This is a genomic window from Bradyrhizobium sp. Crot121 (assembly GCF_059512385.1).
Genome location: NZ_JCAMOR010000003.1, coordinates 285,641 through 307,918 on the forward strand (window position 1 = coordinate 285,641; position 22,278 = coordinate 307,918).

22 protein-coding genes are annotated in these 22,278 nt (G+C 62.6%); 1 reads left to right on the top strand and 21 read right to left on the bottom strand.

The window, feature by feature from the left end:
* Positions 1 to 66: 66 nt before the first annotated feature.
* From AC5ZGW_RS05475 to AC5ZGW_RS05490, 4 genes are all read right to left on the bottom strand, one after another.
* Entirely contained in the window at positions 67 to 1,104 is a 1,038-nt protein-coding gene (locus AC5ZGW_RS05475; protein WP_130224083.1) for an ABC transporter substrate-binding protein, read from the bottom strand.
* Positions 1,105 to 1,280: 176 nt separating this feature from the next.
* Positions 1,281 to 1,688 (bottom strand): RidA family protein, encoded by a 408-nt coding sequence (locus AC5ZGW_RS05480; RefSeq protein ID WP_130224081.1) that lies wholly within the window; start codon positions 1,686 to 1,688, stop codon positions 1,281 to 1,283.
* A gap of 11 nt (positions 1,689 to 1,699) precedes the next feature.
* On the bottom strand, positions 1,700 to 2,206 hold the full coding sequence (locus AC5ZGW_RS05485) for a flavin reductase family protein (RefSeq protein ID WP_245474564.1): 507 nt from the start codon (positions 2,204 to 2,206) through the stop codon (positions 1,700 to 1,702).
* Positions 2,203 to 3,657, bottom strand: coding sequence for a 4-hydroxyphenylacetate 3-hydroxylase family protein (locus tag AC5ZGW_RS05490; RefSeq protein ID WP_130224079.1), 1,455 nt, complete (start codon positions 3,655 to 3,657; stop codon positions 2,203 to 2,205). The genes AC5ZGW_RS05485 and AC5ZGW_RS05490 overlap by 4 nt, the downstream gene beginning before the upstream one ends.
* A 91-nt stretch (positions 3,658 to 3,748) precedes the next feature.
* Here AC5ZGW_RS05490 and AC5ZGW_RS05495 point away from each other — a divergent pair, with 91 nt between their 5' ends.
* Positions 3,749 to 4,696, top strand: coding sequence for a LysR family transcriptional regulator (locus tag AC5ZGW_RS05495; protein ID WP_130224077.1), 948 nt, complete (start codon positions 3,749 to 3,751; stop codon positions 4,694 to 4,696).
* On the opposite strand, the gene AC5ZGW_RS05500 is transcribed toward AC5ZGW_RS05495, so the two are convergent.
* The 17 genes from AC5ZGW_RS05500 to AC5ZGW_RS05580 form a co-directional block, all read right to left on the bottom strand.
* The gene (locus AC5ZGW_RS05500; protein ID WP_130224076.1) at positions 4,664 to 5,587 is read right to left on the bottom strand and encodes a 2-hydroxyacid dehydrogenase; all 924 of its coding nucleotides are present in this window, start codon (positions 5,585 to 5,587) and stop codon (positions 4,664 to 4,666) included. The two genes, AC5ZGW_RS05495 and AC5ZGW_RS05500, sit on opposite strands and share 33 nt — an antisense overlap.
* Positions 5,584 to 6,039, bottom strand: coding sequence for a type II 3-dehydroquinate dehydratase (locus AC5ZGW_RS05505; protein ID WP_130224074.1), 456 nt, complete (start codon positions 6,037 to 6,039; stop codon positions 5,584 to 5,586). Before AC5ZGW_RS05505 ends, AC5ZGW_RS05500 begins: the two co-directional genes overlap by 4 nt.
* 632 nt (positions 6,040 to 6,671) lie before the next feature.
* Positions 6,672 to 7,718, bottom strand: a complete 1,047-nt coding sequence (locus tag AC5ZGW_RS05510; protein WP_130224072.1) for a LacI family DNA-binding transcriptional regulator — start codon at positions 7,716 to 7,718, stop codon at positions 6,672 to 6,674.
* An 82-nt stretch (positions 7,719 to 7,800) separates the two neighbouring features.
* Entirely contained in the window at positions 7,801 to 8,688 is an 888-nt protein-coding gene (locus AC5ZGW_RS05515) for an MBL fold metallo-hydrolase (protein WP_130224070.1), read from the bottom strand.
* On the bottom strand, positions 8,685 to 9,509 hold the full coding sequence (locus AC5ZGW_RS05520) for an aspartate/glutamate racemase family protein (RefSeq protein WP_130224068.1): 825 nt from the start codon (positions 9,507 to 9,509) through the stop codon (positions 8,685 to 8,687). Before AC5ZGW_RS05520 ends, AC5ZGW_RS05515 begins: the two co-directional genes overlap by 4 nt.
* Positions 9,506 to 10,879, bottom strand: a complete 1,374-nt coding sequence (locus AC5ZGW_RS05525) for an MmgE/PrpD family protein (protein WP_130224066.1) — start codon at positions 10,877 to 10,879, stop codon at positions 9,506 to 9,508. The genes AC5ZGW_RS05520 and AC5ZGW_RS05525 overlap by 4 nt, the downstream gene beginning before the upstream one ends.
* A gap of 10 nt (positions 10,880 to 10,889) precedes the next feature.
* A complete protein-coding gene (locus AC5ZGW_RS05530; protein ID WP_130224064.1) occupies positions 10,890 to 12,092 on the bottom strand; it encodes an acyl-CoA dehydrogenase family protein in 1,203 nt (400 codons plus the stop codon).
* A gap of 11 nt (positions 12,093 to 12,103) precedes the next feature.
* On the bottom strand, positions 12,104 to 13,039 hold the full coding sequence (locus AC5ZGW_RS05535) for a hydroxymethylglutaryl-CoA lyase (RefSeq protein WP_130224062.1): 936 nt from the start codon (positions 13,037 to 13,039) through the stop codon (positions 12,104 to 12,106).
* A 12-nt stretch (positions 13,040 to 13,051) separates the two neighbouring features.
* Positions 13,052 to 13,846 carry an enoyl-CoA hydratase/isomerase family protein gene (locus tag AC5ZGW_RS05540; protein ID WP_130224060.1) on the bottom strand — a complete coding sequence of 265 codons (795 nt, stop codon included), beginning with the start codon at positions 13,844 to 13,846 and terminating at the stop codon, positions 13,052 to 13,054.
* A complete protein-coding gene (locus AC5ZGW_RS05545) occupies positions 13,836 to 15,002 on the bottom strand; it encodes a CaiB/BaiF CoA transferase family protein (protein ID WP_165435079.1) in 1,167 nt (388 codons plus the stop codon). The genes AC5ZGW_RS05540 and AC5ZGW_RS05545 overlap by 11 nt, the downstream gene beginning before the upstream one ends.
* A gap of 74 nt (positions 15,003 to 15,076) precedes the next feature.
* Entirely contained in the window at positions 15,077 to 15,886 is an 810-nt protein-coding gene (locus AC5ZGW_RS05550; RefSeq protein WP_130224056.1) for an SDR family NAD(P)-dependent oxidoreductase, read from the bottom strand.
* Positions 15,883 to 17,271 (bottom strand): MmgE/PrpD family protein, encoded by a 1,389-nt coding sequence (locus AC5ZGW_RS05555; RefSeq protein WP_130224054.1) that lies wholly within the window; start codon positions 17,269 to 17,271, stop codon positions 15,883 to 15,885. The genes AC5ZGW_RS05550 and AC5ZGW_RS05555 overlap by 4 nt, the downstream gene beginning before the upstream one ends.
* Complete coding sequence (locus AC5ZGW_RS05560; protein ID WP_245474563.1) at positions 17,271 to 17,966, bottom strand: ABC transporter ATP-binding protein; 696 nt, start codon at positions 17,964 to 17,966, stop codon at positions 17,271 to 17,273. Before AC5ZGW_RS05560 ends, AC5ZGW_RS05555 begins: the two co-directional genes overlap by 1 nt.
* The gene (locus AC5ZGW_RS05565) at positions 17,963 to 18,688 is read right to left on the bottom strand and encodes an ABC transporter ATP-binding protein (protein WP_245474562.1); all 726 of its coding nucleotides are present in this window, start codon (positions 18,686 to 18,688) and stop codon (positions 17,963 to 17,965) included. Before AC5ZGW_RS05565 ends, AC5ZGW_RS05560 begins: the two co-directional genes overlap by 4 nt.
* A gap of 149 nt (positions 18,689 to 18,837) precedes the next feature.
* Positions 18,838 to 19,878, bottom strand: coding sequence for a branched-chain amino acid ABC transporter permease (locus tag AC5ZGW_RS05570; RefSeq protein WP_130224052.1), 1,041 nt, complete (start codon positions 19,876 to 19,878; stop codon positions 18,838 to 18,840).
* 3 nt (positions 19,879 to 19,881) lie between these two features.
* Positions 19,882 to 20,748, bottom strand: a complete 867-nt coding sequence (locus AC5ZGW_RS05575) for a branched-chain amino acid ABC transporter permease (RefSeq protein ID WP_130224050.1) — start codon at positions 20,746 to 20,748, stop codon at positions 19,882 to 19,884.
* A 10-nt stretch (positions 20,749 to 20,758) separates the two neighbouring features.
* Positions 20,759 to 21,946 (bottom strand): ABC transporter substrate-binding protein, encoded by a 1,188-nt coding sequence (locus tag AC5ZGW_RS05580; protein WP_130224048.1) that lies wholly within the window; start codon positions 21,944 to 21,946, stop codon positions 20,759 to 20,761.
* Between the last annotated feature and the right edge of the window lie 332 nt (positions 21,947 to 22,278).

The window sequence follows — 22,278 nt, forward strand, 5'->3', positions numbered from 1 at the left end:
CGTGGGCAAACTTAAAGCGATGGAGCGCGATCCGGCGGTATCAGCCGGATCGCGACCACGACCATGTTATGGAGCCATGATGTTCTCGGTGAACCACTTGCGCCAGGTGCCGGTCTTTTCGGCGCGCAGCTTGGCGTCGATCACGAGGCTCTGTTTTGCCCACTGATCCGGCGTGGAGAAGACGCCGGTCAAAGAGGCTATCTCCGGCTTGAGCTTGGCATTGTCGACCACCGGGCTGCCCTTTTTCAGTTCGGCGATCTTGGCCTGCACTTCCGGATCGAGGGCGATGTTCATGAACTTGTAGGCCAGCTCCGCCTTCCTCGAACCCTTGGTGATGGCCATGGTGTCGACACCGAGCACCGCGCCCTCCTTCGGGATCACGAGCTTGATCGGCACGCCCTGGTTCTGCATGTAATAGGCATTCATCGACAGCACGACCTGGACTGGCGTCTCACCCGTGGCGAACAGCTGCTGGCTGTTGGCGTCATTGGTATAGAATGCCTTGTAGTTCGGCTTCAGCGCCTTCATCTTGGCTTCGCCGACTTCCCAATTCGCAGCATCACCGCCCGACAGCTTGGCCGCGACGACCATCACATGACTCGGGTCGAAATCGGGCGACGAGATCATGCCCTTGAGCGCGGGATTCCACAGGCCTTCCCAGCTATCGAAGCTGACGCCCTTGGGTAGCCGGTCAGGCAAATAGCCGATGGTGTAGACATAGGCCCAGGCGCCGATGTGGTACGGACTGATCCTGGCCTGCTCGACCAGATGGCCGGCATTCGGAATCTTCGCCATGTCGAGCTTCTCGAACAGATTGTCGTTGGCATAGAGCCAGCCGACGTGGGCCGTCGTGAAGGTGACGTCGCTCTCGGGCTTGGCCGCCGCGAGCTTGGCCTGATTCAGCCGGTCGATCGTGCCGCCGGTGATGTATTCGACCTTGACCCCGGTCTCGGCGGTAAACTTCTTTGCGATCGCCTCATCGATCAGATCGCGGAAACTTCCACCCCAGGTGCTGACGACCAGCTTCTCCTGGGCGGATGCCTGCGCGCCGATCGCGAGCGTCGACAGCAACATCAATGCAGTAAACTTCAAGGCGCGCTTCATCTCGGAACCTCACAAGAATTATGACCCCGAGAGAAAAGCAAACACCATGCCAGGCGAACGAATTCGGCAATATTTTCAAGTATTTCTAGCGCAAAAAACTCCGTTGACCTTTCATTCGAAAGATCTGATCTCAAAATGATCGTAGCTATACTTCGGCGTCGAAGATCGACACAGTGCTACGTCGGAATTTCCGCAATGATGTCGATTTCCATCAGGTATTCGGGCTTGGCGAGCCCCTGAACGATAATTCCGGTCGAAACCGGATAGACGCCCTTCAACCACTTGCCGACAACCCGGTAGACCGGCTCGCGATAGGCGCGATCGGTGATGTAGATGACGATCTTCACCACGTCCTGCAGACCCGAACCTGCCTCTTCAAGCAGCACCTTGGCGCAAAACATGGCATTTTCAGTCTGCGCAGCGGCATCGCCGATGCCGACGATCTTGCCGTCGAGATCCATCGCCGTCTGGCCACGCACATAAACGGTGTTGTTGGCACGCACCACCATGCAGACGTCGTTATCGAGGCTCTGCTCGGGATAGGCATCTTTGGTATTGAACTTGCGGAAACGCTGATGGGTCATGAACCAAATCCTCAGGCGGCAGCGAGACGACGGAATGTGCGATCGCAGAAGAGCAAAGGACGCGCAGCTTGTTTGCGGACACTCAGCACCTCGCCGGTGACGATGCGATGCGAGCCGAAATCGAACAGGCTGGCCACGCGGCAATCGAAATTGCACAACGCACCATCGAGCGCTGGCGCTCCGGTGAGCAGTTCTGACCATTCGCCGGCGAGAAAGCGGTTGTCGCGCAATTCGGGGATCAGCCCGGCGAAGCTGTTGGCGACACGCTCCTGCGCATCGGACAAAACATTGGCGACGAACACGCCGTTGGCGAGCAGCAGAGCGAGGCCGCGATTGTCGCGGTGAACGCTGAACACCACCGACGGCGGCTCCATCGATAGCGAGCACAACGACGAGACCGTGACGCCGGCCCGGCCGGCCTCACCATCCGTCGTCACCACCGCGACGCCCGACGCGGTCGTCCGCATCGCGTCGCGAAATTCATCGACGGCGACGACGTCGTGCGACGCGCGGCTCACGATTGTCCCCCGTCGATACGGTCCGACAGACCCGCCGACTTCTTCACGAAGTCGAGCGGTCCGGCGAAGTCGAAGCTGTTGTAGACGGCCGCCAGATGATTGAAGTGGGGCGCCTGCGCGAACTGCACGAAGGTCAGGCGGTGGCCGGCATAGTCGGAGTTCAGCAGATCGCGCGCGAAAGCGAGCAGCTTGCGGCGATCGTCGGCCTGCCACTGCTCATTGAGTGAATAGAACTTGTTCAGCCACTTACCGCTACCCTCGGCCTCAAACGCATCGGCATTCGGCGTGATGCAGATCTGGCCGCCGCATAGCTCGCGGGCGATGTGCATCATCGCCGGAAGCTGCGAACAGGCAAACACGCGGCCAGCATAGAGCATCGATTGCTGCGGCATCAGAAGACCGCCGGGGCTCTTCTCCGCCATAGCGATCGAGGCGGTGAGATGCGCGTTGATGCCTTCGCGATAGCAAACGAGATCGGCGAGCTTCTCACGCACCGATTGCAGTTTGTCCAGACCGGTCTGCTTGGCATTCCACATCGCCGCGCCGATCATCATGTCAGCCGTGTAGAGCAGCCGCAGCACATAGGGGAATGCCGAATAACGGTGCAGTGTCGAGCGCACGAACTGCGCCGCGCGGGTATGACGATAGAAGAATACATCCTCCCACGGGATCAGAACGTCGTCGAACACAACCAGCGCCTCGACTTCGTCGAAGCGGTTGGCGAGCGGATAATCCTTGGCGCTGCTGCGATTGGCGAAGCCGGAGCGGCAAATATGCTTGACGCCCGGCGCGCCCATCTTGACGATGCAGCCCACCGCGTAGTCGGACAGCTTTTCATTCGCCCAGGCACCGACGGTCGGCTTCAGATAGGCCTGATCGGCATAGGGGGCCGCGGTTTCATATTTCGCGCCGCGGATGATGATGCCCGCATCGGTCTCGCGGGTAACATGAACCATCAGGTCGGGATCCTGCTGCTGCGGCGGCAGCGAGCGATCGCCCTTCGGGTCGGTATTGGCCGAGACGTGGAAGATGTCCTTCTCGATCACGGCGCGGATATGCCGGTCGATATTGGGGGCGAAGCGCGAATCAATCTCGGCCAGCACGTCGCGCCCGTCGGTGAGCGACCACATCTCGCCGATCGTCTCGTCGCCCACGCGGGTGACGACGCCACCGATATCCTTCATCACATGGTCGACAGCCCTGATCTTGTCGTGCCAGTCCTTCTGTTCCGTCGGCGGCCGGTAGAAGATCGAATACTTCTCATTGCCTTCGACATAGGTCAGATCGCCGCTGTAGCGCTCTTCCCGCGCCATGTCGTACATGCGGGCTTTGATATCGATGATCGGCTTCAGCGCGGGATGAGTGGTCACATCGTTGACGCGCTCGCCATCGACCCAGACCTCGCGACCATCGCGAATGCCCTGTTTGTACTCTTCACCCGTGCGGATCATTAATCGGCTCCTGTTCGACTGGACGACAAGGTGCCGGAGGCCCTATCATAAGAAAAATATTTTTATGTTTGGAGATACATAGGAAAATGCGATGAGGTTCTCGCTCCGGGCGCTGAGTTACGTTGTTGAGACAGCCGACGCGGGCAGTGTGACGGAGGCGGCCAAGCGCCTGAACGTCTCTCAGCCCTCGATCTCCGCCGCACTGAGCCAGATGGAGGCGGAACTCGGTATCCAGATATTCATCCGTCACCTCGCGAAGGGTGTGACGCTCTCACCGGCCGGCCAGCGGCTGGTGAATGACGCGAGGCTGCTGCTCAACCATGCTCGCGATTTTGCCAAAAGTGCCCAATCGCTTGGCAGTACGCTGCACGGCGAGATCGTGGTCGGCAGCTTCCTGACGCTTGCGACGCGCTTCATGCCTGGGCTGCTGGCCGGCTTTCGCACGCGCCAGCCAGGCATCTCGGTGAAACTGGAGGAAGGCGACCAGCAGGAGATCATCGACGGTCTGATCTCTGGGCGGACGGAATTGGCGCTGTCCTATTCCTTTGCCGTTCCCGATGAAATCGTCGGCGAAAAGTTCTGCGAATTGCCGCCTTATATCGTCTTGTCGGCCAGTCATCCTCTGGCGACCCGGTCTTCGATCAGCCTGACCGAAATGCGCGACGAACCGTTCATCCTGCTGGATCTGCCGCATTCCCGCGATTACTTCTCCAGCCTGTTCACGGCATCGGGGATCGAACCGCGGATCTCGTTCCGGACCCGGTCATTCGAATTGATCCGCGGACTGATCGGGCATGGCCAAGGATATTCGATCCATAACGCCGTTCCGCGCACCACTATCGGCTATGATGGCAGCCGCGTCGCGGTGGTGCCCATCACCGAGAAACTGCCGCCGACACATGTCATGGCACTCCGCCTGAAGCGTCACGCGCTGCGGCCGGCGGTGCAGACATTTGCCGACTACGCGCGCGAGGCCTTTGCCGTTGGCGGCCAGTTCGCGCCGGGCTCAATAGCCCCGTCGGGGATCGACACGGCTTAGCAGTTCCTGCCCGGCCCGAAGCCGGCGCACATTCTCGCCGATCTGCCGTGCAGCCGACCGCGGCAGCGCCACCGATGCAAGATGCGGCGTCACCAGAACATTGTCCATTGCCCACAAAGGACTCTCCGGTGACAATGGTTCGGAAGCAAAGACGTCCAGCGTCGCTTCCGCGATATGAGCCGAACGAAGCGCGTCGATCAAAGCCGGCTCATCGACGATGCTGCCGCGCGACACATTGATGAAGACGGCGCCCGGCTTCATCTGCGCCAGCCGTTCGGCATCGAGAAGGCCGCGGGTCTGCGGCGTCTGGGGCAGCATGCAGACCAGGATGTCGCTATCGCCCAGAATGTCCGGCAATGCGGCCAGGCCGGCAGAGGTCTCGATGCCATCCACCGACTTCAGCGTGTTGGACCAGCCGCGCACCCGATAACCCTGCCGCGCGCATTCCAACGCCGCCGTCAGCCCGAGCTCACCGAGGCCAAGCACGCCGACCGTGATGGTCTCAGGATCGCGTGGATGAATGTAGCGCCAACGATGCTCGCGTTGAGCGCGCTCGAAGGCCGGGATATCGCGCGCATGACGCGTCACGGCAAATAGCACATAGCCGGCCATCATCCGCGCCATTTTCGGATCGGACAGGCGGGTGATCGGCACATCCGGCAGATCATCGCGCCCGACCAGCGCATCCACGCCGGCGCCGAGATTGACCACGAGCCCGAGATTTGGGTAGCGGGCGAAAAAGCCATGCGGCGGCTTCCACACCAGCGCCTGCCTGACCTTGAGGGGATCTGCGATGTCGTCCGCCTGGCGCAGATCGATACCCTCTGCGGCAAGCGCATCACGCCACGTCTCGAAGTCATCGAAGGCGCTCGCCATGACTTCCGATGTCATTGGGCGGCCTTTTCGGCGATCAGGCGCGACACCGCCGTCAATGCCAGTTCATAGCCAAGCGCGCCGAGCCCCGCGATCACGCCCGTCGCCGCTCGCGAAACGTAGGAGTGGTGACGAAACGGCTCGCGCTTCCAAATATTGCTCATATGCGCCTCGATGATCGGGCCCTCGAAAGCGAGCAAGGCATCGAGGATCGGGACGGAGGAATAAGTCAGCCCGGCGGCATTGATGACGATGCCCTCGGCCTTCTCCCTCGCCTCCTGGATCCAGTCCACCAAAACGCCCTCGTGATTTGACTGACGGAAATCGACGGTCAAGCCAAGTGATGCCGCGTGATCTTCACAGCGCTTCTTGATGGAGACGAAACTCTCCCGGCCATAGGTTCCATTCTTATCAAGCCCGTAAAGATTCGCATTGGGACCATTCAGGAAATAAACGGTGGCAGAGGTCATAACCGCGCTTTCTCATCTGTCGCAGGGAGATCGGTATCGCTCAGGACAAACATGACGCCGGCCCCCGCGCGCGAGCAAAAGCTTAGAGAGCCTTTACTCGCAGCAGAAATCAAAAGAAACTATGCGCTTCGACGGATTTCAGTATGGCACCAGGATTGATCTTCTTTGCAGCGACCAGCTGACGGCGAAGCCGTCACCAAACACCAATACTGCCGCGGCGCAGCACGAGACGACCAATTGACGGCGCTCGTAGCCTCGAGCTGCCAGCTTTGGTTCGCCTTCGGCTAGTGCATTGGGGCGTGCTTGACGGAATCCTTGATCCCGCGCCAGATCTTCGCGCACCAATTGCTGACATTCTGAAGCAGGACTTTCTTCAAATCCAACTCTCTCTATAGCCTTTGTTGTCACCTGTCAGAAGCAAGAGTTGGGCCACCAGCCCAGTGACTTGATCGCCGCCGATGAAGCTCGGTCGGCCGTACGGCCGGGCTATCGTGTCCCGAATCTGAAGTTCTACGGCCTCCAAATCAACTCGAAGACGGCGGACTGTCCTTATTGTTTGAGGAGGACGAACGCTTCTGCGCTTACAATGTGCCAGCCAAGGCCAAAATGCCTTGAACTTCTGGTTCAGGACACTACGGCTCCCGTCTTGGCGGCCCGACCGACGCGCGGGGAATGAACTCGCTTGGCACCAGCACCTGATGGGCTTCCTGCACGTCGCGGTTCCGGATTCGATCGAGAAGCATGCCGGCGGCAATCCGGCCGATTTCTCCTTGATCCCATCCGATGACGGCAATCGGCGGCGTGACGAGCTCCGCGAGCTCGGAATGGCCGGACGCGATGACCGAGACATCCTCGGGAATCCTTAAGCCCCTTCCCCGCACCGCGCGCAGCACGCCCGAGAGCATGTCGATGCCGCCGGAGATCACCGCGGTCGGCGGATTGCGTTGGCCGAGCAGCGCCGAGGTGATACGGAATCCTGCACCGGGCAAGAAACTGCCTGCCTGGATCAGAGACAGATCTGGTTGCAGGCCGCGCGCCGCATAAGCCTCCTGATAACCGCGGATGCGTTCACTTGCCGGATACAGCCCGCGCTCACCTGTAATCAGTGCCACGCGGCGATGGCCCAGATCGAGCAAATGACCGACAGCGGCACGCATGCCGCCTGCGTGATCCGCCATGACCGCGTCGGCCCACGGCTGTTGGGCACGATCGATCAGCACGATGGGGATATCGAGCCCGCGCAGGAATGCTTCAAACTCGCCTTCGATCGGCGTGTAAGGGCCCATCATGACGCCGTCGGCCTGTCGGCTTGACAGGCGGCTGAGCAGTTCGCGCTCGCGCTCCTCCCGGCCTTCCGAGTTGGAGATCACCAAGGAGAACCCCTCGTCGTCGAGCACGTCGTGCGCGGCCTTCACGAAGCCGGCGAGCTGCGGGATATTGATCTCACGCAGGATGCAGCCGATCGTGTGCGTCGAGCGTATCCGCATGCTGCGCGCCACCGCATTCGGCGCATAGCCGAGTTCGTCGATCGCGCGCTGGACCTTTCGGCGGACATCGGGACGAACCGTGGCATTGGCATTCAGGACACGCGAAACAGTGCCCGTCGAAACGCCGGCCGCGGTCGCGACATCGCGGATCGTCAGCTTACTTCCGCGGCCCACCATCTGCCGATTTGTCATCGTGTCCACCTGAGGTCGGAACCCATTTTAGCGCATGCGGCGCTGAAGTGAATTCCGCGGCCTCAACCATCGGACGCACCGATCAGATCTCGAAGGCCCACTGCTCCGCGGCCAAAGTATATTGTCCGCCCTCGCGTCGCATATGGCCAAAGCCGGGAAAATGCAAATGCATTCCGCCGATCAGCATGTCGTCAGTCACCACCATGTCGAAAATCATCTGGCGCGCCCTGGCCGCGGAGTCGGGGTCGGTGTCGAACTCCATGGTGACGTGCGGAAGCGCCACCTGGATTTCGGGCACATGCACGGTGTCGCCCCACACAACCATCGACCGGCCGCCGGAGGAGACGACGTAAGCGGTGTGGCCGGGCGTATGACCGGGGATCGGAATTGCGGTGACGCCCGGCAGCACCTCGCCATTGCGGAAAGTGCGGACGCGATCGGCAGCCATATAAGGCTTGAGCTGAGTCCGGCCGGCCTCAAAATAGCGGCGGCGGGGTCGCTCCGCGGCCTTCGCCATCGCCTCGTCGTTGAACCAGTGATTGATCTCGTTTTCATGCACGATGACCTCGGCATTGGGGAACAGTCTCGTGCCAGTCGCCGCATCGGTCAGGCCGTTGGAATGGTCGGGATGAACATGTGTGAGCAGCACGCCATCGACGGAGGCCGGCTCGATGCCCGCAGCCGCGAGATTGTCAGGCAGGCGACCGCAGGTCGGTCCCATCAGATCGGCGGAGCCGCAATCGATCAGGTAGGTCCGGCCGTTCACCCGCAACGCGAAAGCATTCACTGAAATGCGCGGCGGCGAGATCCGGTGATCGCGGGCGAGAATGGCCTTGGTCTCCTGCTCCGGAATGTTGCGGAAGATCGAGTACCCCATGTCGACGTAACCGTCACTTAAGCCCGTGACTAGTACGTCTCCCAGTCTGCGGTGGTAGACGCCAGCGACTTGCGTCTCGGGAAACCTGCTCATCGGACACTCTCCTCCCAAAGTCGCGCGATCACGGCAGGATCGTCGCGTCTGTGATGCCAGCTTCGGCCGACGCGAAGCCCGGCCCTCAACCAAAGTCGAACTTCCATGAGCGCGTAAGCCCAGGTGACCGCGAACACGTCAATCACCGGTGCGCCGGCGATCTCGCGCAGGCCATGACGAACGAGAAGCTCGGCAAGCACGCCTTCGGCCGGAATGATCACATCGGCGCCGCGCGCGACCAGGCGTTCGGCTGCGGCAGCAAAATTGCCGATCACAGGCGCAGGGTCGGCATAGGCGGCGGCCAGCGCCGGCTCATCAAGCGGCGGATCAAGAGCGACGACATCGAGCACACGTGCGGCAAGCCCATGCTTGTCGACCGCAACCTTCGTCATCCATTGCACGGCCGGCGCATTTGACACCAGCGCCACGTAGCGTCCGAGCGAGCAACCGACGAGAAGGCCGCTCTCCGTGAGCGAGGCGACAGGAATGTCGACGGCGGAACGGATCTCACGCAAGAACGGCTCGCTGAAGGAACCGATCACGAAGGCCGCATAGCCCTCCCGCTCCGCCTTGATCGCATTATCGATCACTTGGCCGAGAATGCGGTGATAGGCATAGGCATTGCCGAGCACCGCCGTGGCCGACGCTCCACGATAGCTCCCCGAGGGAAGGCCATGCACGACAAGCTCGGCATCGTCACCGAGGATGTCGGCCGCGTGCGCCTCCAGCGCGCGCTTGTAAACCGCCAAATGGTCGAGTTCGTTGACCGACTGGTGCCAGATGCGAGGCTTCGAGCCTCCGCCGTATCCTGCTCTTGTCATGCGTCGGTCCGGTCGCTTGTCAGGCGCAGCGAGCGCAACGAGCCGATCTCTTCCAGGCGCCAGAGCTGCTCGAACAAGTCGCTCGCGTGGGCGCGGCTGAACACGCGCGTCGTACAATCCAGGAACTTTTCCCTCAGCTCCTCGCGCGTGAGCGGCATCTGCCAACTGCCCTTGGCATGCACGACCGGCGTGTGTTCCAACACCTCGCCTGAAGTGAGCACAACGCTCACCTGGTCCGACGGCGCAAAAGGCTGGTCGCCGGGCATAATCTCATCGGTCGTCGTGCAGCGCACCTTTGCGAAGGTGGCACCGACATCCGGCCGTGTAACGAATTCATCGGTCAACTCGGCAAGACCGACCCGGCGCGCGATGAGTGCGGCGGCCATCGCGAATTCCATGCTGAACTTTGCTTCGAGCCCCGTCTGCGGGTTGCTGTTGCGCAACATCAGTTTTTGCGTGACGCCGGTATGAACCCGAATCTCGCTGACTTCGGATGGGTTCAGCTTGTGCAGGTCGACCAGGCCGAGCATCGCGTCGATCGAGCGATGCGTGGCATAGCAGGTCGGATAGCGCTTCACATTGATTCCGAGCTCGGCCAGCCGCCAGCACCTGCCGATGTCGAGCGTGCCGTCCTCGATCCTTGGGGTACCGGACGGAGAATGGGCGCGCAGGAACCCGGTTCGGTGTTCCAGCACATCCAGCGAAGCGGTGAATCCCTGGTCCGCCAGCCGTGCAGCGAGCACGCCCGATTGCGCGGTGCGGCCAGCGTGCAGCGATTTCGTCATCGTGCCGAAATTGGCGACAAGACCTGAGGCCAGCGAGGCGGCGATGGCCACGGCGTGCGCCGTTTTCTCGGGACCGAGCCCGCGCAGGCGGGCGCATGCTGCTGCGGTTGCGAGCGCGCCCATCACCGCTGTCGGATGGAAGCCACGCTCGTGCAGGTGTCCTGGTTCGAGATCTGCGAGCTGCGCCCATAGCTCATAGCCCGCGACATAGGCGGCGACCGCATCGGCACCACTCGAATCAAGCGACCAGCCTTCGGCAAGTATGGCTGGAACGAGCACCGCGCTCGGATGACCAGCAAGCGCCACGTCGTCATAGTCGAGCACATGCGCCGCGACGCCGTTGACGAGCGCGGCATCTGACGCCGCGAGGTTGCGGCCCGAGGGAAGTTCAGGCGCCCCGTCGTTCTGTGTGGACGGTGCGAGCATGGCCGAGACGATGCGCACCGGTTGCTCGGCTGCGCCTGCGATCATAACGCCGACACAATCGATGATGCCGGTACGCGCGGCCTCCTTGCACCGATCGGGCAAGTCTGCCGGCCTCAGCCCCGCGACGAAACTTGCTGTCTCGCGTGTGATATCAAGCATGGTCGCCTCCTCAATAGGATCGGGGAAGACCGAGCACGTGCTGCGCCACATAGGCGAGCACCATGTTGGTCGAGATCGGGGCCGTCTGGTAAAGTCTGACCTCGCGCCACTTGCGCTCGACGTCGTATTCCTGCGCAAAGGCGAAGCCGCCATGGGTCTGGAACGTCGTATCGGCCGCCTTCCACGTCGCTTCGGAGGCAAGCAGCTTGGCGATATTGGCATCGGCACCGCAGGGGCGGCCGGCCTGGAAGAGCGCCGCGGCGCGGCGGCACATCATATCGGCCGCCTCAAGCTCGGCGTAGGCCCGCGCCAGCGGAAACTGAACACCCTGGTTCTGTCCGATCGGGCGGCCGAACACGCTGCGCTGATTGGCGTAGGCGACGCCCTTGTTGAGCAGCCAGCGCCCATCGCCGACGCATTCAGAAGCGACCAGGATGCGCTCGGCGTTCATGCCGTCGAGGATGTAGCGAAAGCCCTCTCCCTCCTCGCCGATCAAATTCTCCACCGGGACTCGCAGGTTCTCGATAAAGACTTCGGTGGTGTTGTGGTTGATCATCGCCTTGATCGGGCGGATCTCGACGCCATTGCCCTTGGCCTCACGCAAATCAACGAGGAACACCGAAAGTCCCTCGGTACGACGCTTCGCCTGATCGAGCGGCGTGGTGCGTGCAAGCAGCAGCATGAGGTCGGAATAGAGCGCGCGCGAGGTCCAGATCTTCTGGCCATTGATGACGTAGACGTCGCCCTGGCGCTCCGCCCGTGTCTTGAGCTGGGTGGTGTCGGAGCCGGTGTTGGGCTCGGTCACGCCAAAGGCCTGCAGCCGCAACTTTCCGGCGGCAATATTCGGAAGATAGCTGCGCTTTTGCTTCTCGCTGCCGTGACGCAACAACGTGCCCATGATGTACATCTGCGCATGCGCTGGGCTCGCCGTGCAGCCATTGGCATTGATCTCTTCGAGGATCACAGCAGCCGCGCGCAGCGGCAGGCCCGAGCCGCCGTATTCCTCCGGAATGAGGGCGCCGAGAAAGCCGGCCTCGGTCAGAGCGGCGACGAATTCGGCCGGATAGCCGCTGCGCTCATCGAGCGCGCGCCAGTATTCGCCGGGGAATCTTTCGCAGATTTTTCGAACCGTGCTGCGCAGCTCCGGAAAATCCTCGCCCACGACAACGGTGACTTCGGCCTCAGGCTGATGGGAAGTGTCGTGATAGTTCATGCAGTATCCTTTCAGCCGGCAACCCTGGCAGGCGTGCGATAGGTCTTCGGCAATCCAGCGCGAGCGATGGCGCCAGAGAACCGCTCGCCCGGCAGCCAGCTTTCGACTTCCCCGCGCAATGCAATCAGCGCTTCGACATCGGCGCCGGTATCGAAGCCGAGTTGCTCCAGTAGGAACACGGTGTCTTCGGTATCGATGTTGCCGGTCGCTCCGGGTGCGAAGGGACAGCCGCCAAGTCCCGCGAGCGACGCATCGAAGGCACGAACGCCGGCTTCGAGCGCGGCGGTGACGTTGGCGAGGCCGAGGCCCCGGGTATCGTGGAAATGACAGGCAACCGGAACGCGGCCGATAGCGGCGATCACCGCCTTCATCAACCGGCGGACCTGGCCCGGATCACCGTAGCCGACGGTGTCGGCGACGATGATCTCATCGGCTCCCGTTTCGGCAAGCCGCACCGCGATCTCGACGACCCGCGCCTCCGACACCGATCCGGAAATGGTGCAACCGAAGGCCGTGGCAATCCCGGCGCCGAGCGCAATCCGCGCGCCGGCGTGTTGATCACGCGCTGCGACGATGCGCGCGAAATCTTGCAGCGACTCTTCGGTGCTGCGACGGACATTGGCGAGGTTGTGCTCCTCGCTCGCCGACAGCACATAGTTGACCTGCGCCAGATCCAGCGCCAATGCGCGCTCCGCACCGCGCAGGTTCGGCACCAGCACCGAAGGCCGGCAGCCGGTGATCGCGGTCGCGCCGCGCGCCACCTCCTCCGCATCGGCAAACTGAGGGATCACCTTTGGCGGCACGAAGGACGTCACCTCGATGTCGTTGATGCCCGCCTCGACCATACCTCGACACCAGGCAAGCTTGCGCGCACTTGGCAGGATCGCCTTCACGAGCTGCAATCCATCCCTCGGCCCAACCTCGCGAACATGAGCTCTCTCACGCATCCCGCGCCTCCATTACTTGCCCTGAAAGTTCGGCTTGCGACGCTCGTTGAATGCGAGGACGCCTTCGCGACGGTCCGACGTCGGAACCAGCCGGTTGTAGGCCTCGATTTCGAAAGCAAGACCGTCCGCAAGCGACATCTGCAGGCCGCGGTGGATCGCCTGCTTGGCCTGGCGCACCGATATCGGACCATTGCCGGCGATCCGCTCGGCGATGGTCAGCGTTGCCGTCAGCAATTCGTCGGGCGGCAGCACGCGATTGACCAGTCCCCAGCGCTCCGCCTCCTCGGCCGAGAACGGCAGGCCGGAGAGGATGACTTCCTTGGCGCGGCGTTCGCCGATGGCACGCGGCAGGTTCTGCGTCCCGCCCGCCCCGGGCATGATGCCGAGCGTCACCTCCGTCAGCGCAAAGCGTGCGTTGGTGGCGGCGTAGACGAAATCGGCCGCCGCCGCGATCTCGCAACCCCCGCCATATGCGGCGCCGTTCACCGCTGCAATGACCGGAATCGGGCAAGCCAGGATCGCGCGCAGCATGCGCTCGAACACGAGATGCTGGGCCTGCCATGCATCATCCGTCATGCCGTTACGCTGCTTGAGATCACCGCCGGCGCAAAACGCCTTCGCGCCGCTGCCGGTCAGAACCGCAACGCGGAGTCCTTCGAGATCGACGGTCAGCCCTTCGAACAGCTCCATCAGGTCGAGGCCCATCTGGGTGTTCATGGCATTGGCGGCGTCGGGCCGGTTCAAGGTAACCAGCAGGATGTGATTGTCCCGCCGTTCCAACGTGATGGTTTCGAAATCACTTCGCATTGGCGGTCTCCCTGCTGGCGGATGTCCGAAGGATAGCGTTGTGCTGACCGAGTGTCGGAGCCGGCGTGCGCGCCCGAGGGCGGGCCCCGTTGAACGCGAGGGGAATGCCGACCAGGTCGATGTCGTCGTCATCGCAACGCACCGTCATGTCGAGCGCGCGGGTCTGCGGATGCTTGGCGACTTCATCAATGCCAAGCAGCGGCGCATTGGGCACCCCGGCGTCGTCAAGCAGCTTGCCGAGCGCCTCACCCGAATATCGCTGAACCGCGGCTCCAATCTGCGGCAAGAGCCGCTCGCGGTTGACGACGCGCGCCGCATTCGTGGCGAAGGCCGGATCGGACGCAAGCGCATCGAGCCCCAATGCACTGCAGAGCTTGCGGAACAGATTGTCATTCCCGGCGGCAATCATCAGCCAGCTATCGGATGCCTCGAAAGCCTGATAGGGCACGATCTCCGCCGTGCCCGAGCCGTAGGGCTTGCGCACTTCGCCGGATGCGGCGTAACCGGCGAGCGGCACGGTCATCCAGGCAAGACCGGTCTCGTACAGCGACGTCGAGACGATCCGTCCTTCGGCGCCGCTCTTGCGCGCAACCAGCGAGGCGAGCAAGCCGATCACGGCCCACATGCCCGAGCCCATGTCGATCAGGGAAACGCCGACCCGCACCGGTGGCCGACCGCCCTCGCCCGTGACACTCATGATCCCCGTGCTGGCCTGCGCGAGCGGATCGTAACCCGGCTTGCTCGCGAGCGGCCCCTTGCTGCCGAACGCCCCAATGTCACACCAGATCAGCGCAGGCTTCTCGGCACGCAACGCCTCGGCCGTGAGCCCGAACTTGCTGAGAATGCCGGGCCGCAGATTCTGGATCACGGCGTCGGCTTGCGACAGAATGAGTGACTTCAACTCGCGGCATTCACGCGCATCGCTGAAGTCGATCGTGACGTCCTCCTTGCCGCGGTTGAGGCAATGGAAGGCGCTGGCGGTCTCGTTCCAGAACGGAGGCCCCCAGCCGCGCGCATAGTCGCCGCTCTTCGGGTTCTCGACTTTGATCACGCGCGCGCCGAGATCGGCCAGGATCAGCCCGGCGTAAGGCGCGGCCACGCTGTGACCGAGCTCCACGACGGTGATGCCTTTCAGCGGCTTGTCGATCTCGGGCATTACGTTCTCCTCGATGGGATGCAGCATCCCCGTTTCGCCATCATCATTCCGTCCAAGCTTTCCGCCCCCACGCCTCAGGACTTGTCCATCGCGTTGTCCGCCACGAGCACCGCGCCGTTGACGAAGCTCGCCCGGTCCGACAGCGCGAACACGATCAGATTGGCGAGCTCTTGTGGCGTGCCCCAGCGCGTGTTGCGCATCGAATTGTTCTCCGACCAGCGCTGCCGTTCGGCCTCCCCTTCCTCGGCGCTGAGATTGCGCCTGGCGAGCTCGCGCTCCCATTTCGCGAACCGTTCCGGCGTGTTGACGAAGCCCGGAACCACGCAGTTGATGCGGATATTGTGCGGCCCGAATTCATTGGCCAGAATCTTGGAGAACCTGATCTCAGCCGACTTGGCCGGCCCGGTACAGGACGACAGGAAAGGCGGCATCGTCACCATGATGCCGGTCTCGCCAGAGACGTTGACGATGCTGCCGCCTTTCTGCTGGATCATGACGGGAATGATGCGCTGGCAGATGCGGAACTGGGCGAAGAAGTTGATCGCCATGCCGTACTGCAATTCCTCGTCGGTCACTTCGAGGAAGGGCTTGTAGGTGCCGGTGCCGGCATTGTTGACGAGGATATCGATGCGGCCGAGACGATCGCGGGCGACCATCGGCAGTTGCTCGATCTGCTTCAAATCAGTCACGTCGAGCGACAAGGTCTCGACCTTCGCGCCCGTGGTCTTCTCAATGTCGGCGCGCGCCTCGGCGAGCGCATCCCCGCGCCGTGCGCAGATGAGCACCTTGACGCCCTCTTCGGCCAGCAGCCGGCACGTCTCTAGTCCGATACCCTTGCTGCCGCCGGTGACGATGGCTGTCTTGCCTTCCAATCCGAGTTTCATCTGTTTTCTCCCTGAAACGAGGTGACACGATCGAGCAGCGCGCGGATCGGCATCGCTCCGCCGTTGCGCGCGGAGGCGAAGACCTCCGCAGCCAGCTGGCTTGCGGCGCCGGATGGAAATCCCGATCGCACCATGCGGGCTTCGAACACTTCGGTGGCGCGCGCCTCATCCTGGAAGACCAATGTCCTGGGCGCTTCGCGCGCGATGCGGCGATAGCGGCCGCCGTCATCCGTCTCGACCTCGACGGTTGCATCAAGATGTGTCCCGACATCGTCAGGCAGCACTGTCGTCTTCTCGACCAGTGCCAGGATCTCCGGATCCCGCTGGTGTTCGGCGCCCATCTCGTAGTCGAGCCGGCCGTAGCGGAGCATGGCGGCGACCGCGAAGGCGGTGCTGGCCTGCGTCTGGACGATGCTCGTGAATGGTCCCTTGAACGATGTTCCGGGATACTCGGTGTAGGGACGCCAGATCGTCACCGTGATCCGCCTGGTGCGCGCAAGGTCGATGCCGTCGCGGTTGAGCAGGCTGGCTGCAATCACAGCGGACATGTTATCGCCGAGCGTGGCGAACGGTTTGGCCATGACGCCAATCATCGTCGCGGGATCGGGATTTTTCAGCCAGGTCTCGGGCGTGCGGTCGAGGCCACCAAGTGAGCGCAGAAAACCCTTCGGCCCTTCCAGCGCATCGGGTGCACCCTGCACGCCGCGCGCGGCGAGCTCAGCGGCGATGAACCCGCCGTGAGCGGCGCGCCCATTCTGCACACGCCATTCGTCGGATCCGCAGCGCACCGGCTCAAGCGTACCTCCTGTCGTGGAAGCCGCAATCGCGACCGCGCTCGTAGCCTTCAGCGAATCGAGACCAAGCGCCGCGGCACCGGCCGCGGCCGCGGCTATAGTGCCGAATGTTGGACTTGTGCGCACGCCTCGCCCGATCAGACCGCGCGCAACGCTCTCGCCGGCGCCGAGCCATTTCAGCGTGGCATATCCGGCCGTGAGCGCATTGAGGACGACCCGCAACGGCGCGTCGCGCGCCTCGCCCAAGCACACGACGACCGGCGAGATCAACGATCCGGGATGGGTCCATGAATCGTGATCGGTATCGTCCTGGAAATGCGCATGGACGGCAATGCCATTGGCAAGCACCGCTTCGGACAGTGGTACGTGTTTGCCGCTGGCCCAGATCCGCGCACTTCGCGAGCTAGGTGCGACATCCGTCGTCATCGCCCGCGCCGCCGTGGCCGTTGGTTCGTCCCGTGACGCCAAAGCAAGTCCAAGTGAATCGAGCAGGCAGATCGCCGCCTTCACCGCGATCTCGGCCGCGAGTTCTGCTTCAGCCGCCGACGCGACAAAGGCGCCAAGACGCGTTGTTGCATTGATTTGAGCCATTACAGATACTCCTCGGCCAACGCGACATCGCGTATTTCGGCCACCGAGCCACTTCGCCTGATCTCACCGCCGCGCATCACATAGCCGCGGGTGGCAAGCTTGAGCGCCGGCCGGGCCATTTGCTCGGTCATGAGGATCGTGGTGCCACGCGCCTGCATGTGGCGGATCGCCTCGCTGATCCGCGCGATCCACACCGGCGCAAGCCCGAGGAAAGGCTCATCCAGCAGCAGCAGCTTGGGAAACGAACTCATCGCCCGGGCCAGTGCCACGATCTGCTGCTGACCGCCAGACAACTGTCCCGCCGGCTGGGCCGCGCGTTCCCGCAGCATCGGAAAGAGACCGCAGAGCCAGTCCCAGGCTTCGCGTTGTGCGGCACGGCCTCGCCCGCAGGCACCGCTCAGAACGTTGTCGGCGACCGACATGGTCGGAAATACGCGGCGGCCTTCCGGCGAATAACCCATGCCGGCCCGCGCCCTGCCATCGCATGCGAGCGCGCTGATGTCCCGGCCTGAAAAACGCACCGTGCCGCGCGCAGCGCCAGCAAGACCGATGACGGCATTGATCAGGCTTGATTTGCCCGCTCCGTTGGCACCCACCAGCAGGACTGTTTCGCCCTCCGCAACTTCGATCGAGACCCCCCGCAGCGCCGTGATGCCGCCATAGCGCACTTCGAGATTTTGCACCGCGAGCATCATGCTTCTGCCTCGTCCGTCGTCCCGAGATAAGCGTCGATGACGTCCTTGCGCGACAGCACTTCTGTTGGCGAGCCCTCGGCCAGCACGCGGCCGGAATCCAGCACCAGGATCTTCGGGCAGAGCCTGCGCACCAGATCCATGTCGTGCTCGACGATCAGAACGCCGCACCCCAACTCCGTTACGGCATGACGGACGAAGGCATCGATACGCAGGCGCTCGCGCCGTTCAAGACCGGCCGCCGGTTCATCCAGCAGCAGCACTTTCGGCCGCACCGCGCAGGCAAGCACGAGGCCGAGCATCTTCTGCAAACCGTAAGGCAGCTTGTCGCTTTGTTCGTCTAGGTGCGCGACAAGCTCGAATTCATCGATCAGCGGCGTGATGGCCTGCCACGCGTCCTCTCCCCCATCGCTGAAGCGCACCGCGCGCGAGATATTCTCGCGCACCGTGGCCGTGCGGAACGTATTGGTCTGCTGAAAGCTGCGCACGATCCCCGCGCGGCTCACGGCATGGAGCGGCTTTCCCGTCATGTCGCGGCGGCCGAGCAGGACGCGGCCACTGGTTGGCGGAAGCATGCCGCAGATCACGTTGATCAAGGTGGTCTTGCCGGCGCCGTTGGGGCCGATCACGCCGAGCACCTCGCCGGGCGAGATCGAGAAGCTCACGTCGTTGAAGACGTGCAGTCCGCCGAAACGCTTGCAGATGCCGGTGACCTCGAGACGCATCGATGAGTTCGCGATGCCAACGACAGATTCGCGTCGGTCGAGCCGCGGTCCCATGACACCAAGGACATCGCCCGGGGGCATTACAAACCCTTCGCCGAAACTGCTCTCGGTTCGTGCCGCTTCTCTGGGAAGCGGCTCTCTGCTCCTCGTCATGGCTGCGACTCCGTGGCGGCCGGGGCCCCCAGGGCGCCGGAGCCAGGGTTGATGGTGGATCGGCGGAGAACGCGCGAACTTAAGAACAGGAGAAACCGAGACACGCTGCCAACGATGCCCTCTCGCGCCGCCAGCACCACGACCACGATGAGGAACCCGAACAGGAGCTGGGAAAATTCACCGCGCAGCGCAAAGATTTCTCCTGCCCAGATCAGCAAGGCCCCGCCGACGAGCGGCCCGAGCATGGTGCTCTTCCCACCGATGATCGTGTAGGCGATGTAGTTCACCGATGAGAGTGGACTGAACGAGGTCGGATGCGCGGTGAGCAGCATGTTGACCAACGCAAAGCCAGCGAGCCCGGAGACACCGCCCGCGATCGCAAAGCCAAATGCCTTGTAGTGCCAGACCACGAGCCCGAGAGATTGCGCCAGCAATTCGTTCTCTTCGATCGCCGCAAAATGCTGACGCAAGCGGCGAGTGACCGCGGCCGTGATCAGCGCACCGGCGAGCGTCAGGCCGGTCGTGACCAATAGCACCGCACGATTATCGCCGAGCTCGATCCCGAAGAAGGTCACGGCGGGCATGCCGACCAGACCGTTGGCGCCTCCGGTCCAGCCCGGCATCTCGAACAGCACGAGCTGTGTGATCTCGGTGAGGACGAAGGTGACCAGCACGAAGTAGACGCCGGTGAGACGGAGCACCAACGCGCCCAGCGGCAATGCAAACAGCGCCGGCACCACGAAACTGGCGATGCCGAGCAGCAGAACATCCGTCACGCCATGGCGGAGACCGAGGATTGCCGCGGTATAGCCTCCGATCGCCATGAACGTGGGCACTGCAAAGGTCATCAGGTTCATGCGCAGCATGATGTAGACGCTCAACGCAGCGGTGACCCCAATCAGGATCTGATTGGCCAGCGAGTAGACTGCGGGGTTCTGGCTGACCCAGGGGATGACGAAGGCAGCGGCGATGACGACAACGCTTGCCGTCTCGGCGATGGAGCCCCTGCGCGCGGCGCCAAGATCAATGCTTGCCATAGCTCACGCTCCACGTACTCGATGGCCGAACAGGCCGGACGGCCTGACCACCAACATGATGAGGACGAGCACGAACAATGCGAGAGCGCCTTTCGATCCTCCGAGATAGACCGCCGAGAACGCTTCCACCATGCCGACGAGAAAGGCCGCAACGGTTGCACCGACAATGCTTCCGAGACCACCAAGAATGACAATGAGGAACGATGTCGCCAGCACGGGATCGCCGACATGCGGTGCAAGCGAGAGGATAGGCGTGACCAGCGCGCCAGTGAGCCCCGCAAGCCCGGTCGCCAGCGCAAACGCTGTCGGAAACAGAAGCTTTGGACGCAGTCCCTGCGCCGTGGCGACGGCACGGTCGTCAGCGAGCGCACGCAAGGCGCGGCCGAAGTCGGTGTAGTAAATCAGGGCATAGATCGACAGGATACCCACCAGGCAGACGGCAAGGACCACGAGATTCTCGACCGGGACGTAGAAGCCGTGCCCGCGCAGGACGCCCGTCAGGGGAAAGCTGAATGCAGGCGACTGCGGTCCAAAGATCACCAGAAGGCCGCTCGACATCATCAAATAGAGACCGAGCGTCAGCATCAGTGTCGCCAAGTGATCGTCGATCACGTGATCGAGGACGAAACGCTCGAAGAGATAACCCAGCGCCGTCGTGCCGAGTGCGGCGGCGATCACTGCCAGCGCATAGGGCAGACCAAGATAGGTCACCGCCGAATAAGCGAGATAGCCTCCGAGCACGTAGAATCCGCCATGGGCGAAATTGACCACGCCGAGAATGCCGAAGATCAGGGTGAAGCCGAGGGCGAGCAGCGCATACTGCGCGCCCAGGCTGATGCCGATGAGGCCGGTGGCGACGATGCCTTCCACAGGAACTCCGCTACTTGCCCGTGGCCGCTTCGACCGGAACGATCGGCTGCAATTTTCCGTCAGTGACCAATCCCACGCCGAAGGGGAACGATAGCTCCTGGTTGATGCCGAAGAATTCCTTTCCGATCCAATGTCCTGAACCGACATTTGGATCGTCCACGGGCAATGCACGGAGAGCCTGAGCCACCTTTTCGGTCTCGGTGATCGTGGCCGCTTTCGCGATCGCCTTTAAGACCATGCGAGTGCCGGACACCCACTGGAAAAACAAATTGTTCTCAGGCCGCTCGGTGCCGAACAGCTTCTTGTATTCGTCGGCGATCAGTTGGACCTTCTCGTCGACCAGAACCGGCTCGTACCAATAGAAGTCCTTCAGCACGGCGTCGCCGCCGGCAACCCGCGAGATCTCGCCATAGCCTGGGCCACCGAGGCGCCCGATCGGTCCTTCGAACCCGGCTTGGCGCAATTGCTTGACCATGATGCCGGCGTCGCCGGGCGGCGAGGACGCGAGATCCACGGCCTCCGGTTTTGCGTTCATGATGCGCGTCACGATCGGCGCAAAATTGGTGGTGCCGCGCTGGTAGTACTCCTCAGTCGCAGCGATGCCGTTCTTCTTGTAGGCGTCCGCATCGACGCTTGCGATATCCGTGCCCCCCTGGTCGTTCGGAGCAACGAGGACAACGCTCTTGATGCCGAATTTCTGCTTGGCGATCTTGATGATCGGATCGGCCCATCCCGACGGACCAGGGCCGACATGGAACACCAACGGCCATTGCGGACCCAGCGCATCCTTGGCGTAGCCATTGCCCATCACCAGCATCGAATTGCGTTTGGCGATGGGCTTCAGCCCGGTGAGTTCGGGTGAACCGATGGGACCGATGATGAATTTCACGCCCTGCCCCGCGAGCGTATTTGCTGCCGCGGCGGCGCCCTCTGCGGTGTATTTGCTATCGATCGCAACGACACTGACTTGACAGGGCGCGCCGTCGATCTTGACCAGGCCGTCGCGATTGGCCTCCGCAGCGGCGAACTCCGCCGCGCCCTTGAGGGCGAGTCCCCACTGCGCAGCCGGCCCGGAAAGCACACCGACGACGCCGAGTTTGAGCTCCGGTCCGGCGGCGAGCGCGGACGGCCCGGACACGACACTCGAAGCGCTGATTGCGGCGCCGGCCAACAGCAAGTCACGACGCGTTATCTTCATTTCCACCCTCCCGATATGGATCGTTTCATTTATTTTGCTTGTTTTTCTGCCAGCGCGCGTTGCGAGGCGCGCGACACTTAGCTTCGCGCAGTCGCGTCACCCCACCAGAGGATGGACGCAGCATTCAAGCAATATATTGATTTCGCTTTATAATTATTCCAGCTTGGCCGCTTGAGCGAAGTCTGCATCCAGCCCGAGCGTCGGCGCCCCTTCCCTCTGATTGTTCTTTCAGCACTTGGTTAGAGACTATGTGCCGTTATGGACGCCCTGTCAATGAAACGATTTAACAAACCATGAGGGTTGGCTCACCGGTGGCGTAACGTCGATTATTG